Below are 14,965 nucleotides of genomic sequence, written 5' to 3' on the forward strand. Positions count from 1 at the left end.
TATACAATTAGCGGCTATCGGGTTATAGAGCCGCGTTTAACGCGGCCATTTGCAGACATCCAGTACCAACAGCATTCAACGGAGCAATGTCATGATTGTGGTGACAGGCGGGGCCGGCTTCATCGGGGCCAATATCGTCAAGGCGCTCAATGCGCGTGGACGGACAGATATCGTGGTGGTGGATGACCTCACTGACGGCACCAAGTTTGTCAATCTGGTGGATTGTCAGATCGAGGACTACCTCGACAAGGATGATTTTCTGGCGAGGGTGAAGGCTGCCAGTCTGCCGCCTGTCGATGCCATCTTTCATGAAGGCGCCTGCTCCTCCACGACCGAGTGGAATGGCAGGTTCATGCTCGAGAACAACTTTGAATACTCCAAGGTGTTGCTGCACTACTGCAACGACCGTGGTATTCCGTTTTTGTACGCCTCGTCGGCAGCCACCTACGGTGACAGCGACGTCTTTGTTGAGTCACCTGATTACGAAAAGCCGCTGAATGTGTACGGCTACTCGAAGCTGTTGTTTGATCAGTACGTTCGTCATCACTGGGAGCGGCTGACAACGCAGGTCGTGGGTTTTCGCTATTTCAACGTGTATGGCCCGCGCGAGCAGCACAAGGGCAGCATGGCCAGCGTTGCCTTTCATCATCACACTCAGGTGCTGGCTGGCGAGAACCCGAAGCTTTTTGGAGCATGGGACGGGTATGACGCAGGCATGCAGAGCCGTGACTTTGTCTATGTCGGTGATGTGGTCAGCGTTAATCTATGGTTTCTGGATCATTCGAATATTTCCGGGATTTTCAATCTGGGCACCGGGCGTGCCGAGCCGTTCAAGGCCATCGCCGACACGGTCATCGGTTACTACGGCAAGGGCGCAATTGACTTCATCGACTTCCCCGATCATCTGAAAGGGCGTTATCAAAGCTACACCCGTGCCGATATTACGGCGCTGCGCGAGGCCGGGTATCAGGCACCGTTCAAGACCGTGGCCGAAGGCGTAAGTGAATATCTTGGATGGCTCAACGGCGAGGGTGGCACCTGATATGTCAGAGGTGCCGGAACGTATTCTTGTAGTTGGGCCTTCCTGGGTCGGCGACATGGTCATGGCGCAAAGCCTGTTCAAGACACTGAAGCGCCACAACGGTGCGGCAGTCATTGATGTGATGGGCCCTCGCTGGTCGCTCCCGATTCTGGCGCGCATGCCGGAGGTGCGTCATGCACTGACGCTTGATACCAGCCATGGTCAGTTCGGTCTCAAGGCGCGCTGGCAGCTAGCCCGGCAACTGCGTGGTAAATACGATCGTGCGATTGTGTTGCCAAGGTCATGGAAGTCGGCACTGGTACCTTTCCTGGCCGGCATTCCCCGACGTACCGGCTTTCTGGGTGAGCAGCGCTATGTTGTTCTGACCGAGCGACGCACGCTCGACAGAAAGGTACTGGATCAGACCGTAAAGCGGTTTGTGTCCCTGGGACTGCCGGTAGAAGATGGGATGCCGCCGTCGGAGATCCCTGTACCATCCCTTGAGCGTGATCCGGACAATCTGGCGTCGCTGGTCACTACGCTGGGGCTGTCATCGGCGCCCAGAATCGGGATGATGCCAGGTGCTGAGTATGGTCCAGCCAAACAGTGGCCATTGACCCATTACCACGCGCTTGCAGCCCGGCTGGTAGCAAAGGGCTATGACGTCATCGTGCTGGGTGGCCCAAAGGATGTTGAGGCCGGGGAGGTTATTGCCGAAGGGCAGCAGGGTGTCTTCAATCTGTGCGGTAAAACCCGGCTTGCCGATGCGGTGGACCTGCTGGGAAGCTGTGAGCAGGTCGTCACGAATGATTCCGGGCTGATGCACGTGGCGGCCGCCACAGGAGTCAGGATTCATGCCATCTATGGTTCATCCTCACCCGCCTATACTCCTCCGCTGACCACTGACGCGACGATTCACACGCTGGCACTCTCCTGTTCTCCCTGTTTCGAGCGGAAATGCCCGCTGGGGCATACTGATTGTCTCAACAAGCTGTCGGTTGAGCGGATTGCAGCGTCGATGTAAATCCCCCTCTTTACCGGATTACCGGAAATACGAGGTGGCGTCTGAAAAAGCCCGAATGTTTCACATGAAACATTCGGGCTTTTTGTCATGTCAGTACCGCTGCCTGTCATGTTTCACGTGAAACATGATGGAATGGTTCAGTCAGTCACAAACTGCGCGATGCCATCGGAAAAGGACCAGTCAATATCCTGATTTTCCGTAATGACGATCATTATATTTTCGGAAGACACACCGATTTTTTCCGACAGGGCGGCAACTACATCCTGATAAAAGGCTTTCTTCTGGGCATCCGTACGCCCGCTGCGCATGGTCAACTGAAGCGCGACCCGTTCTCCCTGCCGTGTCTGAAGCTCAAGGGCATCAGGGGTCATGGTATTGATAAGGTGGTAGCGGTCATCATCCGGAAAATCCATGGTGCGAATGACAGATGCATTAACGAGGTCAGCGATATCCTTCCGGCGTTCGGCCAGCCCTTCGGTAATGGAAATGGTGACGAGTGGCATGCGGGTAGCTCCTGGGTTGGCGTGTGACGAAGTTACTTTGGCGAACGTCATCGTATTGATGCGTTACCTGAACATCATAGAAGTCTTCGTCCACTGTGAAAAACACGCAGGTAGTCTTTTGATGCAATGCAGGAATGAACGGGAGGTTTCATAAGGATTCAGCGCAGGATGGACATTAATGGTCCCGGTTATATTCGTGCTTTCTGGTCGGCGCTTGCAGGGCATGCATCAAGGGGCGGGGAATGGGGCTGCTATCGAATACGGTGCGTTACCGATTTTTCAGTAGAGCCCCTGGAAGAGACAAGGCTATGTGCGTGCCAGTATTCGGTGATACAGGGCGTGATAACTATCTGCCATGGCTTCCGGCGAAAATTCGACCAGGCGTTGATCGGCACCCTGTACCAGGGCATGACAAAGGGCAGGGTCCGTCAGCATTCGATCGAGCCCCTGGGTCAGCGCCGAGGCATCACCGGGTGAAAATAGCAGGCCGCTTTTTTCGTGAGTGATGATATCGGGAATACCATCCACGTCGCTGGCAATGATGGGGACGTGGTGGTCGATGGCGTCCAGAAGGGTGGAACCCAGCCCTTCGTTGCGAGATGGGAAGGCAAAGATATCCATGATGTCGAAATAGTTTTCGACATCCGGCTGGAAGCCTTCCCAGGTCACGTTTTCAAGATCGACGCTTTCGCGTCGCAATTCCTGGGCATCTTCTCCCTCACCCAACAGCAGAAACACCACGTCAGGATGGGAAGGCCCAAGACGCCGGGCTGCTTCCAACAGCACGCGCTGCCCCTTGTGACGATCTACCAGTGCACCGACATGGCCGATGACTGTCTTGCCGGCAAATCGTGTCCTGAGCTCGCTGACCCGCTTGGGGTCAGACGGTACATGGGAGTAGGCGCTGGGAATCAGGGCCGTACGGGCCCAGTGACGTGATTCAAGATGACGCTGGATCACGGAGGAAATGGCAACTGCGACGCTGGCATTGCTGTAGGTAAGCCTGTTGAAGGGCTTGTCCCTGACCGGCTGGGGGACGCGACGGGTCAGCAGGTAAGGGGGGCGCCGCAGTCTGTGATGTACCCAGGCCCAGTGCACTCCCTTGGCTTCATGGGCGTGCACGATATCTGCGGGGACGCCCTGGTAATGCCCCTGTAGCTGGTGGCCGGCAGCAATGACGTGCACGTCCACGTCGGCAAGTCTTTCCGGCAATTCGGAGTCGGAACGACACACCAGACTTTGAGTCAGTTGGCCCTTGTAGCGTATGGCCAGCTGCTCAATCAGCAGAACGGTCTGTCGCTCGCCACCGCGGAAGCCGCGGGCAAGATTAACGTGTCGAATATGCAGGGGTAATGTCATCACCAGACCTTATCAAAGTTTTCAGCATCACGGACACGCGCATCACGCTGAAACTCAAGCAGTTTGGCGTACTTCAGGTAGGCATTGGTGGCGGCAGACAGTGACACGGAAAGTCCATCTACGCCTGCAAGACATCCGCCCTGGGCAATGTACTTGCGTAGAAAGGCATTCGCACCGTGGAGTAACGGAGACCAACTGGTGGCACGTTTGCCCTTCAGGTACATGACCTTGGCCGACCGGTTGGAAAAACGGCCGCTGGCCTTGGTGAAAAGCTCGCCCAGGTTCTTGAACGAGTAGTGCTCGATATCTGCATCCAGCCGGCAGGGCGAGGCAGCCTTTACAGAGGCATGCTGGCGGGTTTCGCTGAAACCGGTTCGAGTACGGTCGTACAGGCGGATGCAATAGTCCGGGTACCAGCCGCATCGTTTGATCCAGCGTGAGCCAATGAAGTTACGGCGACGCAGGGCGAATCCGTCATGAGATGTCGAGTCCAGATCAAGTGACTGCAGGACGGCTACGGCCTCATCCGTCAGACGCTCGTCGGCATCCAGCGATAGTACCCAGGTGTGAGAAGCCGCAGCAGGGCCCACATTCTTTTGATAGCCATCACCCAGATACGGTTGATGAATAACCCTGGCACCTGCCTTTTCCGCGAGGTGGCAGGTGTCATCGGTCGAGCCTGAATCCACCACAATCAGTTCGCTGCAGACCCTGCCGAGCGAGGCAAGACAGGCCTCGATGCGCTCGGCTTCATTAAGCGTGATGACCACGCCTGTCAGGGGCAGGGGATTGGCCCGGTGTGTGCTCATGTTCCTGCTCCGGTGTAAAAACGTGACATTTGTCGCACGGCTTCAAAGACGGCCGGGGAGAACGCCTGAGTGGGAGCGGGGTTCATGTCAGGATCGTAGATTTCCCACGCACCATTATCCTTCACTTCGGTAATTCGGTCCGATTCGATAATGCCATACCCCAGATAGCTGTGCGCAATGACCCACGGATGATCCAGTGTGGGGTCGAGCATGTCGCTACCCATGCTGTAATCGGACGGTGGGTTGCTGCAGTTCAGGGCGTGACGCATCAAGGTTGGCACGACATCGAGGTGGCTGGTAGTGCCTTCATGTACTCCTTTTTCCACGCCGGGTCCGTGAATGATCATGGGCACCTGCGTCTGGTAACGGCTGAAATTGCTGTTATGGCCCCAGAAATTGTGACCGGTATCATTAAATGACTGACCGTGATCAGACGTCACGACGATCCAGGTATTGTCCCACTCTCCATGACGTTTAAGGTCGGCAATGACCTGCGCGATCAATGCATCGTCGTAATGGGCGGCATTGCGATGAAGGTTACGCACCGGGATCGGGTCTGTATCCTGCCCCAGTTCGGCATATTCCATGCCTTCGCGCGAGGGCTGCCATGGGGCCTCGGCGCCTTCAGGTACACTGTAACCATGGGGGGCGTCGTAGAATAAAAAGCCGAAATACGGTGTGCCATTTTCTGTCTGACGACGAGTGGCCTGCCATTTCAGCCACTCCGATGTCATGTTGCGGTCCCGTTCGGCGGGTGTTGCTCCCTGATAGGTACGAAGCCTCAGGTCAGGGACCGAAGAAAAGACGGTACGGTCAAAACCTACGCCATCGAAACTGGCCGAGCCAAACAGTCCCAGTGGATAATCATGTTTTTGAAGGGTGCGAATGAAGAGGCTGCCTATTTCATTATCGTTCATGACGCCCCAGTAATTGCCGGTCAGGCCATAAAACAGGCCGAAAATGCCATTACGCGTGGCGTTTCCGCTACTGACGTGATGGTTGAAACGAAGGGCGTCCTGCTCGAATGCACTGTAAAGATGCGGCGTGGTCTTCTGGCTGTATTCATCGAACCGCCATGAATCAAGCGCAATGATGATGATATTGGGTGGGTTTTTTCCGGGAGTGCACTGAAGCGAGTGAGCCGGCCAGTCGAGTGTCGCGGCATTCGGGGTTTTGCTGACATCCAGACCGCGAGAGCGGGCAGCCCGGGGATCAAGCCAGCCATGGTCTTCCATGAACCCCTTGGCGGTGGCCGGGAACAGCAGGGGGTAGATACTGGCCTGCGCTGTCACGCTGCGCTTGTAGCGGGCATCGGCCACGATATGAATGGCATGGCTGGCCAGCGCCATCACCAGCAGGGTCAGAAAACCTTTCCAGACGGGAAAGCGAATACTCTGTGCCCTGCCGATGATGCGCCATGCAAGCCATGCTTCAAACAGCAGCAGTCCTGCCATTACACCGATGCCGGTGGCCCAGGTGGTGGCAGAAAAGCTGACGATATCGCCGTCCTCGTTGTGCAGGAACAGGGACAGCATGAAATGATTGATATGGAAGCGATACTGGCCGAAGACGACGGTATCCAGGGCCAGTACCCATAGCCCGATACCGGCAAGAACTGTCAGGGCGATGATAAGCGGACGTTTTGGCAGTATCAGGGCCAACAACCCCATCGGTAACCAGGCCAGCATCACCAGTAGACCGAAGTGGCCAATCCAGGTGGTCACCAGATAGGCAATGCCCCATGGGTCATCAGGCGTCTCGAGCCAGGGGAGGTATCGGGTCGCGATGGCCCACACCACGAATAGATTGATCAGCGCAAAAAAGGCGCTGCCACGCAGGTAAAAACGTCGGTTGGGGATGAACTTTTCCATAAGTAGTGCTCAGGCGTTGTATCCGTGAAGTAGGGCGGTGTACAGGCGTTGTGAGTGGGTACCTGCAAACTTTTCGAACGAGCGAGAAAGCCGCTCCAGGTTGCGGGCCTTGAAGCGTTCACCGGCGCGAAGCTGACAGCGATCAAGATCAATGAGCCAGGGCGTATGGGCTTCGTCGATCAATATATTGCGTGCGTTGAGGTCTACATGATCCAGACCGTGATCATGAAAGCGTCGGATCATTCGGCCGACGTCATGAAGAAGCGCATGATCCGCTCGGCCTTCTTCCAGGCAGGTTGCCAGGGCGTGTGCCCCTGAAATACGGACGGTCAGAAGGGCGGCCCGATACGTGAGACCATGGCGCCATACACAGGCACCGACAGGCGCGGGAACCGGCAACCCTGCCTGCTGAAGGCGGGCCGTCAGGCGGCATTCCCTGAAGGCTCGGGTAGCCTCGAGTCTCGTCCAGACGTAGTGCTCCCTGACGACGCGACCGATCAAGCCGCCCCGTCTGTAGGGTCTTAATACCCACTGTTGATCCTCTCGGGAGAGAAAAAGACTTTCGCCTCGACCCGGGGCCCGGCCAGTGATGGCCTGCTGATTTTCCCACCACTCGGGCATAAACCAGTCAGGCTCTATTTGTGGGGCTCTTTCAGCATCATATAGAATGGCTGTATTTGCTTTCCGGGATATCTGTAACCGCATGAAGCATCCTTTGCCTGTTCGCCCGACACATCTTTGTGTACTGCGGCTTTCCGCCCTTGGCGATGTCTGTAATCTGGTCCCTACCGTACGTGCGCTGCAGCGTCAGTGGCCGGACACGCGAATCACCTGGATCATTGGTAAAGGTGAGCACAGTTTACTTACCGGCCTCTCGGGGGTCGAGTTCATCGTGTTTGACAAGGCGTCGGGCCTTGCAGGCATGCGTGATATCTGGCGCCGACTGGAAAATATCCGGTTCGATGCGCTGCTGCACATGCAGCAATCCATTCGTGCCAGTGTCCTGTCACTGGGTCTCAAGGCCGATATTCGCCTTGGCTATGATGCAGACCGTGCCAAGGACAGGCAGACCTGGTTTACCAATCGGCGGCTGGCGCCCCACCCGCGGGCGCATGTGCTGGAATCCTTCATGGATTTCGCTCGTGCTCTGGGTGTCGAGGACACCTCCCTTGCCTGGGATATTCCGATTCCGCCCGAGGCCCACGCGGAGGCCGAGCGCATTTTGAGCGCCAGGCCCGGTCTGGTCATCAGCCCCTGTGCCAATCCGCGGCTGCGCAACTTTCGCAACTGGTCTCCCGAGGGCTACGCCGCCGTCATCGATCATGCCTGGCGCGAGCACGCGCTGACGACCTTCCTGACAGGGGGCGGGAGTGATCAGGAGCAGGAAATGGTATCTGTCATTCGCAGTTGCTGCGAACAGGCCGAGCCAGTCAATCTGCTGGGCAAAACGTCACTCAAGGGGATGCTGGCGCTGATCCAGCAAGCCAGGGCAGTAATTGCACCGGACTCGGGGCCTGTACACATGGCCAATGCCCTGGGGACGCCGGTTGTCGGGTTGTATGCCACAACCAATCCCGAGCGGGCTGCTCCTTATTGCTGGCAACAGTACGTGGTGAATCGCTATCCTCAGGCCGTCGCTACCTATCAGAAAAAGAAGGATGCCACTCGCTGGGAAGCACGTGTGCGTCACCCAAAGGCCATGTCACTGATTCTTCCTGAAGATGTGACGAAGCAGCTGGACCGTTTGTTACTGGACACCGCCACTCAAAGAGTACCGGAATGATGAAACTGGATTTCAAGGCCCTGGAACAGGCTCGCGTACTGGTCGTGGGCGATGTCATGCTGGATCGGTACTGGTTTGGACCGACATCCCGAATCTCTCCGGAAGCCCCGGTGCCGATTGTCCGCGTGGATGGCAGTGAGGACCGGCCAGGTGGCGCTGCCAACGTAGCGTTGAACATTGCCTCGCTGGGTGCACATGTCACGCTTTCCGGGCTGGTCGGGCAGGATGACAATGCTGCCCTGCTGGAGCAGGCATTGAGTGCTGCTGATATCGTGACGGACTTTCAGCACAGTGAGCTGGCTCCGACGATCACCAAGCTGCGGGTCATGAGTCGCAGTCAGCAGCTGATTCGTCTTGATTTCGAGCAGTCCTTTGCAGACATCGATACCACGCCCCTGACCGGCAAGGTTACCGAGGGGATGGCCCAGGCGGATTTGCTGATCCTGTCGGACTATGGCAAGGGCACTCTGGCTCAGGTGCAGGATCTGATTCAGGCTGGCCGGGCGGCAGGCAAGCGGGTGCTTGTGGACCCCAAGGGCGTGGATTTCGAGCGCTACCGTGGTGCCAGCATCATTACTCCCAACCTGAGCGAGTTTGAAGCCGTGGCAGGCCCTTGCCCGACAGACGACGCAGTGGCGGAAAAGGGAGAAGCACTGCGCGCCTCGCTGAATCTGGAAGCGCTGCTGGTCACGCGCAGTGAGCGAGGGATGACACTGATCCGCGAGCAAATGGCGCCGCTTCATTTACCTACTCATGCCCAGGAAGTCTTTGATGTTACCGGTGCCGGGGATACGGTCATCGGGGTGCTTGGTCTGGCGCTGGCCGCCGGCCATGAACTGCCGGAAGCCATGATGCTGGCCAATCTGGCTGCCGGGCTGGTGGTGGCCAAGCCTGGGACGGCCACCCTGTCGATTGCCGAACTCTATACTGCGCTTCACGGCGACCGCCTGGCAGAATATGGCGTTTCCGATGCTGCGACCCTCAAGGTATCCCTCAGGGCTGCTCAGGGACGGGGCGAGAAGGTGGTCATGACCAATGGGTGTTTTGACATCCTCCATGCCGGCCATGTGGCTTATCTTGAGCAGGCGCGTCGCCTGGGGGATCGCCTTGTAGTGGCTGTCAATGATGATGCTTCCGTGCGGCGCCTCAAGGGCGAGAAGCGACCCATCAATGCACTGGCGCGACGCATGCAGGTGCTGGCCGGTCTGTCTGCCGTGGACTGGGTCGTGCCTTTCAGCGAGGACACACCGGCGGAGCTGATCGAGGAGCTTCTGCCGGATATCCTGGTCAAGGGCGGTGATTATCGGCCCGAGGATATCGCTGGTGGTGATGCCGTGCGACGTCATGGCGGTGAAGTGCGTGTGCTCGGGTTCGAGGATGGTGTATCGACCACCGCAATGATTTCCACCATTCTGGGCCGGGGAGTCTGATTGATGGGGCGCGGGCTTTACAGTGCACTGCTGTATTTGTTGTCACCGTTCATATGGTGGCGTATCTGGCGTGAGTGGCTGCCCACTTACAAGCGTCGGCAGCGATTGGGCTGGATCTCGCGCGCCCCTCATCGTCCGCTCTGGATTCATGCCGCATCAGTCGGTGAGATCATGACGGCCAGACCCCTGATCAAGGCGCTTATTGATCGCTATCCCGACAGTCCCGTGGTGGTTACTACCATGACGGCAACTGGCGCAGAACAGGTGAAAACCCTGTTCAAGGGCGAAGTGAGTCATTACTTTCTGCCACTGGACTTTCCTTGCGCCACAGCCCGGTTTGTCGAGCGCCTGTCACCACGGATCGGCATTATCGTAGAGACTGAGCTATGGCCGAATCTGGTCCATGCCTGCGCGCGGCGCCAGGTTCCTCTGGCGCTGGTCAACGGGCGATTATCTGCAGGCGCTACGCGTCAATACGCGAAGGTAGCTCGCCTGATGGCGCAGACGCTGAACCATTTTGACTGGCTGGGCATCAAGGATGCCGTAGATGCAGAGCGATTCACGGCACTCGGGGCCCCGACGGAAAAAATGGTTATTACCGGTGGTCTGAAATTTGACCTTGCCCAAAGTGACGAGGCTCAGAAGGCGAGTGAGTACTTGCTTGATCAGTGGGGAGGCCGCTTCGTATGGGTGGCTGCGTCCACGCATGACGGCGAGGATGAGCAGGTGCTGGCGGCTCACCGACGGCTTCTTGCAGTGGTGCCTTCGGCTTTGCTGGTGCTGGTGCCTCGCCACCCGCAGCGTTTTGATGACGTAGCACAGCTTGTAAGCCACCATGGCCTGGCGATGGCACGTCGTTCCCGCGGAGAAGGCGTCACGCCGGACATCCGAGTGTATCTGGGAGATACCATGGGTGAGGTCATGACCTTCTACGGGACAGCCAGTGCCGCATTTGTAGGAGGCAGTCTGGTGCCTGTTGGGGGGCATAACCTGCTGGAGCCGGCTTCGCTTGGCGTGCCTGTCATCAGTGGCCCCTATCTGGACAACTTTACCGAGATTGCCGCCCTGCTTGATGACGCCGATGCGTTGACCCATGTCAGCTCATCGGAACACCTCGGTCAGGCGCTGCTGGCTGTGCGTGCCGATCCGGCTACGGCACATGCCCAGGGCGCGCGGGGTCAGGATGTTGTGGTAGCCCATCGAGGGGCGCTGGCAGCCACCCTCGATGGGCTGATACCGCTGTTGCCTCAGGAGGCGGTGTAGCGGGCGACGCCATCCTCGCGTCCCAGCAGCAATATATCGGCACCTCGCACGGCAAAGATGCCATGCGTGACAACGCCCACCAGGCTGTTGATGCGAACCTCCATGTCCAGCGGGTCATCGATCATGAAGTTGAAGATGTCGATGATCTGGTTGCCGTTATCGGTTACCACGCCTTCCCGATATACAGGGTCGCCACCAAGCTTGACGATCTCGCGGGCAACATATGAGCGAGCCATGGGAATGACTTCGATCGGCAATGGAAACCCGCCCAGCCGGTCCACATGCTTGGAGCCATCCGCGATGCAGATGAAGGTCTGCGCACAGGCTGCCACGATTTTTTCTCGTGTCAGGGCCGCACCTCCTCCCTTGATCATGTGAAGCTGATGATTGATTTCATCCGCGCCATCGACATACACCGGCAGCGTCCCTACGCCGTTAAGGTCATAGACCGGGATATTGTGCTTTTTAAGGCGATCGGCAGTGGCCTGAGAACTGGCAACGGCACCGTCAAAGTCATGGCGGTATTCTGCCAGGGCATCAATGAAGCAGTTGGCAGTGGAGCCCGTACCAATCCCGACGACGGTCTGGCGATCAAGCATGGGAAGAATTTCATCGACCGCAGCGCGGGCGACAGCGTGTTTGAGCTGATCCTGAGAAGACAAGGCCATGGTGTTTCCTGCATTGGGGGGTGAATGACCAGAGCGTGTCGCCCCTGCGGCGAGAGGCGTATTATACGTAAGCTCACCTGCACGTGTAGACGCAGTCTGCCCGGACTCGTAGGCTGTTGTCATGGCGTTTTGAATGAAAGCGTCCCGCTCCGCCCCTTTCAGTAATGCACCACCAGGACACGAGAATGCTTGAAGCGTATGTGAAGAAGATCCTCCAGGCGCGCGTCTATGAAGCCGCCATCGAAACGCCCCTGTCTGCGGCGCCTATGCTGTCCAAACGCTTCGATAATCAGATATGGATCAAGCGGGAGGACCTGCAGCCGGTTTTTTCCTTCAAGGTGCGCGGTGCCTATAACAAGATGGCCACGCTGACCGATGAGCAGAAGGCTCAGGGGGTCATTGCGGCCTCGGCGGGCAACCATGCTCAGGGGCTGGCCCTGTCGGCCAAAAAGATGGGGGTACGGGCCATTATCGTCATGCCATGCATTACCCCCGATATCAAGGTTCAGGCCGTTCGCGCACTGGGGGCGGAAGTCATTCTGGCCGGTGATGCCTTCAGTGAAGCACTGGCGCATGCCCGTACCCTGATCGAGAAGCATGGCTATACCTACATTCCGCCCTATGATGACCCGGATGTGATCGCCGGTCAGGGCACGGTCGGGATGGAAATCCTGCGCCAGCATCCGGATGACATCGATGCCATCTTCGTACCGGTAGGCGGTGGCGGACTGGCTGCGGGCATTGCAGCCTACGTGAAGTACCTGCGTCCGGAGATCAAGGTGATTGCCGTTGAGCCGGCCGATGCGGCCTGCCTCAAGGCGGCTCTCGATGCTGGTGAACGTGTGGTGCTTGAGCAGGTTGGCATCTTTGCGGAGGGGGTGGCCGTTGCGCAGATCGGTGAAAAGCCTTTCGAAATCCTCAAGGATTACATTGATGGTGTCATTACCGTGACCGCGGATGAAATGTGTGCGGCGGTGAAGGACATCTTTGAAGATACCCGGGCAGTATCGGAAACTTCCGGAGCGGTGGCGTTGGCGGGGCTCAAGAAATACGTTCAGCAGACCGGTGCGCAAGGCCAGTCACTGGTATGCATCAACTCGGGGGCCAACACCAATTTTGACCGTTTGCAGCATATCGCCGAACGTACGGAACTCGGTGAGCAGCGTGAAGCCATCCTTGCCGTGACCATTCCCGAACGTCCCGGCAGCTTCAAGCAGTTCTGCAACGTGATCGGCGATCGCATGGTAACGGAATTCAATTACCGGTATGCCCAGGGCGACAAGGCACATATCTTTGTCGGGGTGCGCACTCAGCCTGGTGGCCAGGACCGTCAGGCACTGATCGATCAGCTGCGAAGTGCCGACTACCCGGTGGAAGATCTGACCAGCAACGAACTGGCCAAGCTGCACATTCGTCACCTGGGGGGAGGGCGGGCTCCGTCGGCGCTGCCCGAGGAAGCCTATCGGTTCGAGTTTCCCGAACGTCCGGGAGCCTTGATGCGTTTTCTGTCCTTTCTACCGGAAGGCTGGAACATCTCGATGTTTCATTACCGCAACCATGGTGCGGCGTATGGCCGCGTATTCGTAGGGCTTCAGTTGCCCCCGGACGATCTTCCACAGCTGGAACACCAGCTGGACAGCATCGGGTATCGCTACTGGAAGGAAACGGATAACCCGGCCTATCGTCTTTTCACCTCTCAATGATCCAAAACAGCCGCATAAAATGCGGCTGTTTTGTGAATACGTACGGCGAGGGATGGGATAATCTGGTTATAAAGGGCTAAAGGCGATGTGGGCGTGGTCGTTCATGAAGCTGAAGGTCTGAATAAAAAGTACGGTTGACTACTTGCGGGGCGCGGCTTTCTACTCCTATAGTGCGATCGTTTTTTTCATCCCTGTTACAGTGAACTCCGCCACCATGAAGCGTAAGCCTGATCTTGTAGTGACTCTCGTGTTTCTGTTCGGTATTGGTGTTGTAGCGACCGGTTATGCGCAGACACTCATGGGTGCATGACCGACATTCATTGTCCGGTATCCAGTACTGACCGATCAGTCACGATAGCATTCAGCGGTACATCCCAGGGCTGGTTCGGCAGTTGATCTACCTCCTGCCCGGCATGTGCCAGCCCGATAAGGTGCGGAGCGGGTCGTTGCCTGCGCGTGAAGGCAAAGGTTCGATCGTAGAACCCTCCACCCATTCCCAGCCTGTTTCCCTTTCGATCAAATCCCACCAGTGGCATCAGAACGACATCCAGCCCCCAGGGTGGTAAACGCCGTGCGCGGTGCGCATTCAGGCGCGTATGCGGCTCGCTGATATTGAAACGGTTCACGCTCATTGGCGTTGCGTCATCATATCGCACGAACCATAGACGGTTATCCGACAGCGGACGCAGGACGGGCAGGTATACGCGGGTTCCTCGCCTGGAAAACCAGTTCAGCAGCGGACGTGGATCAATTTCACCATCATTGGGCAGATAGAGTGCGACACGTCGGGCGCGCTGTACGGCAGGCAGGTTCCGAAGGTGACGACACAATGCAAGGCTGGCGTCTCGCTGGCCTGATGAGGACAGGCTGCGGCGATGTTGCCTGAGTGTCTGGCGCAATTGACGTCGGGTCAGTCCGGTAGAGTCAATCATGGGATATCCAGGCGGGGGATATAGAAGGAAAAGGGTTCTCCAGAATGCCGCTGCTGTTTCTGCCCTGAACCTACTGGTTCAAGGTGGGTGGTCTCATGCAGACCATCAGGCTTTCCGACGCGCGGACATGCACACAAGTCTGCAAATGTGACCCCCTGGGTATTACGCATAGGCTCAAGGGACTACAACAGCTGGCGCACATTCCAGAGAACAGGAACAAGTTTAACAGATTCCCGGGGCTGCGCCCAAAGGTTAAGCGCCTCAAAGGTACGCTGTTCGGGTGACAGCCTAGGAGCGAGGTGTGCCCCTGGCACGTCGCACGGCGCGCTCCAGCGCATCACCGGCTCGCTCGGCAACGTCTTCAGCCTCGCGACGCTTCTGCCGCTCCTCCATCAACTCGTGTGTGATGTTGAGCCCTGCCATCAGCGCTACCTTGGTGATATCAGTGACCTTGCGCTGACCATGAATGCCTTCAAGTGCCGTGTCGAGGTAGCGCGCTGCGTCCACAAGAGCACTTTCTTCCTCGTCAGAGCAGTTAACAAGGTAGGTTCGACCCAGAAGGGTCACTTCAACGGTATGGCGGGACGCCTCGCTCATGG

Annotated in this window: 14 protein-coding genes and 1 other RNA gene; 6 read left to right on the forward strand and 9 right to left on the reverse strand. The window is 57.5% G+C overall.

Annotated elements, in window-relative coordinates; all coding sequences use genetic code 11:
- The first annotated feature begins 91 nt into the window (after window positions 1–91).
- Window positions 92–1,042, forward strand: a complete 951-nt coding sequence (gene rfaD / locus NAT21_RS00400; RefSeq protein WP_250934771.1) for an ADP-glyceromanno-heptose 6-epimerase — start codon at window positions 92–94, stop codon at window positions 1,040–1,042.
- 1 nt (window position 1,043) lies between these two features.
- A complete protein-coding gene (waaF, locus tag NAT21_RS00405) occupies window positions 1,044–2,045 on the forward strand; it encodes a lipopolysaccharide heptosyltransferase II (RefSeq protein WP_250934773.1) in 1,002 nt (333 codons plus the stop codon).
- 137 nt (window positions 2,046–2,182) lie between these two features.
- Here waaF and NAT21_RS00410 read toward each other — a convergent pair whose 3' ends face one another.
- From NAT21_RS00410 to NAT21_RS00430, 5 genes are all read right to left on the reverse strand, one after another.
- Complete coding sequence (locus NAT21_RS00410; protein WP_250934774.1) at window positions 2,183–2,548, reverse strand: tautomerase family protein; 366 nt, start codon at window positions 2,546–2,548, stop codon at window positions 2,183–2,185.
- 306 nt (window positions 2,549–2,854) lie between these two features.
- On the reverse strand, window positions 2,855–3,907 hold the full coding sequence (locus NAT21_RS00415) for a glycosyltransferase family 4 protein (RefSeq protein WP_250934775.1): 1,053 nt from the start codon (window positions 3,905–3,907) through the stop codon (window positions 2,855–2,857).
- Window positions 3,907–4,716, reverse strand: a complete 810-nt coding sequence (locus tag NAT21_RS00420; protein WP_250934776.1) for a glycosyltransferase family 2 protein — start codon at window positions 4,714–4,716, stop codon at window positions 3,907–3,909. Before NAT21_RS00420 ends, NAT21_RS00415 begins: the two co-directional genes overlap by 1 nt.
- A complete protein-coding gene (locus tag NAT21_RS00425) occupies window positions 4,713–6,587 on the reverse strand; it encodes a DUF3413 domain-containing protein (RefSeq protein ID WP_250934777.1) in 1,875 nt (624 codons plus the stop codon). The genes NAT21_RS00420 and NAT21_RS00425 overlap by 4 nt, the downstream gene beginning before the upstream one ends.
- Before the next feature lie 9 nt (window positions 6,588–6,596).
- On the reverse strand, window positions 6,597–7,292 hold the full coding sequence (locus NAT21_RS00430) for a 3-deoxy-D-manno-octulosonic acid kinase (RefSeq protein WP_250934778.1): 696 nt from the start codon (window positions 7,290–7,292) through the stop codon (window positions 6,597–6,599).
- Between NAT21_RS00430 and NAT21_RS00435 the strand changes: the two genes are divergently transcribed.
- The 3 genes from NAT21_RS00435 to waaA are packed head-to-tail and all read left to right on the forward strand — an operon-like array spanning window position 7,291 to window position 11,063.
- Window positions 7,291–8,370, forward strand: coding sequence for a glycosyltransferase family 9 protein (locus tag NAT21_RS00435; protein ID WP_250934779.1), 1,080 nt, complete (start codon window positions 7,291–7,293; stop codon window positions 8,368–8,370). The two genes, NAT21_RS00430 and NAT21_RS00435, sit on opposite strands and share 2 nt — an antisense overlap.
- Entirely contained in the window at window positions 8,370–9,800 is a 1,431-nt protein-coding gene (gene hldE / locus NAT21_RS00440; RefSeq protein WP_250937931.1) for a bifunctional D-glycero-beta-D-manno-heptose-7-phosphate kinase/D-glycero-beta-D-manno-heptose 1-phosphate adenylyltransferase HldE, read from the forward strand. The genes NAT21_RS00435 and hldE overlap by 1 nt, the downstream gene beginning before the upstream one ends.
- Window positions 9,801–9,803: 3 nt before the next feature.
- Window positions 9,804–11,063: a lipid IV(A) 3-deoxy-D-manno-octulosonic acid transferase gene (waaA, locus tag NAT21_RS00445; protein WP_250934780.1), complete on the forward strand. Its 1,260-nt coding sequence runs from the start codon at window positions 9,804–9,806 to the stop codon at window positions 11,061–11,063.
- Here waaA and rpiA read toward each other — a convergent pair.
- Complete coding sequence (gene rpiA, locus NAT21_RS00450; RefSeq protein WP_250934781.1) at window positions 11,048–11,731, reverse strand: ribose-5-phosphate isomerase RpiA; 684 nt, start codon at window positions 11,729–11,731, stop codon at window positions 11,048–11,050. The genes waaA and rpiA overlap by 16 nt on opposite strands.
- Before the next feature lie 164 nt (window positions 11,732–11,895).
- Here rpiA and ilvA point away from each other — a divergent pair, with 164 nt between their 5' ends.
- Window positions 11,896–13,434, forward strand: a complete 1,539-nt coding sequence (gene ilvA, locus NAT21_RS00455) for a threonine ammonia-lyase, biosynthetic (protein ID WP_265895972.1) — start codon at window positions 11,896–11,898, stop codon at window positions 13,432–13,434.
- Window positions 13,435–13,751: 317 nt separating this feature from the next.
- Here the strand turns inward: ilvA and NAT21_RS00460 are convergent, their stop codons facing one another.
- The 3 genes from NAT21_RS00460 to NAT21_RS00470 all read right to left on the reverse strand — a co-directional run bounded on the left by NAT21_RS00460 (window position 13,752) and on the right by NAT21_RS00470 (window position 14,963).
- On the reverse strand, window positions 13,752–14,366 hold the full coding sequence (locus tag NAT21_RS00460) for a 5-formyltetrahydrofolate cyclo-ligase (protein ID WP_250934785.1): 615 nt from the start codon (window positions 14,364–14,366) through the stop codon (window positions 13,752–13,754).
- A 32-nt stretch (window positions 14,367–14,398) separates the two neighbouring features.
- Window positions 14,399–14,579: non-coding RNA, 6S RNA (gene ssrS / locus NAT21_RS00465), on the reverse strand.
- A gap of 75 nt (window positions 14,580–14,654) precedes the next feature.
- Window positions 14,655–14,963: a cell division protein ZapA gene (locus NAT21_RS00470; RefSeq protein WP_250934787.1), complete on the reverse strand. Its 309-nt coding sequence runs from the start codon at window positions 14,961–14,963 to the stop codon at window positions 14,655–14,657.
- Window positions 14,964–14,965: the final 2 nt, after the last annotated feature.

The sequence above is a fragment of the Larsenimonas rhizosphaerae genome, from assembly GCF_023700005.1.
In the GTDB taxonomy this organism is placed as follows: Bacteria; Pseudomonadota; Gammaproteobacteria; order Pseudomonadales; family Halomonadaceae; genus Larsenimonas; species Larsenimonas rhizosphaerae.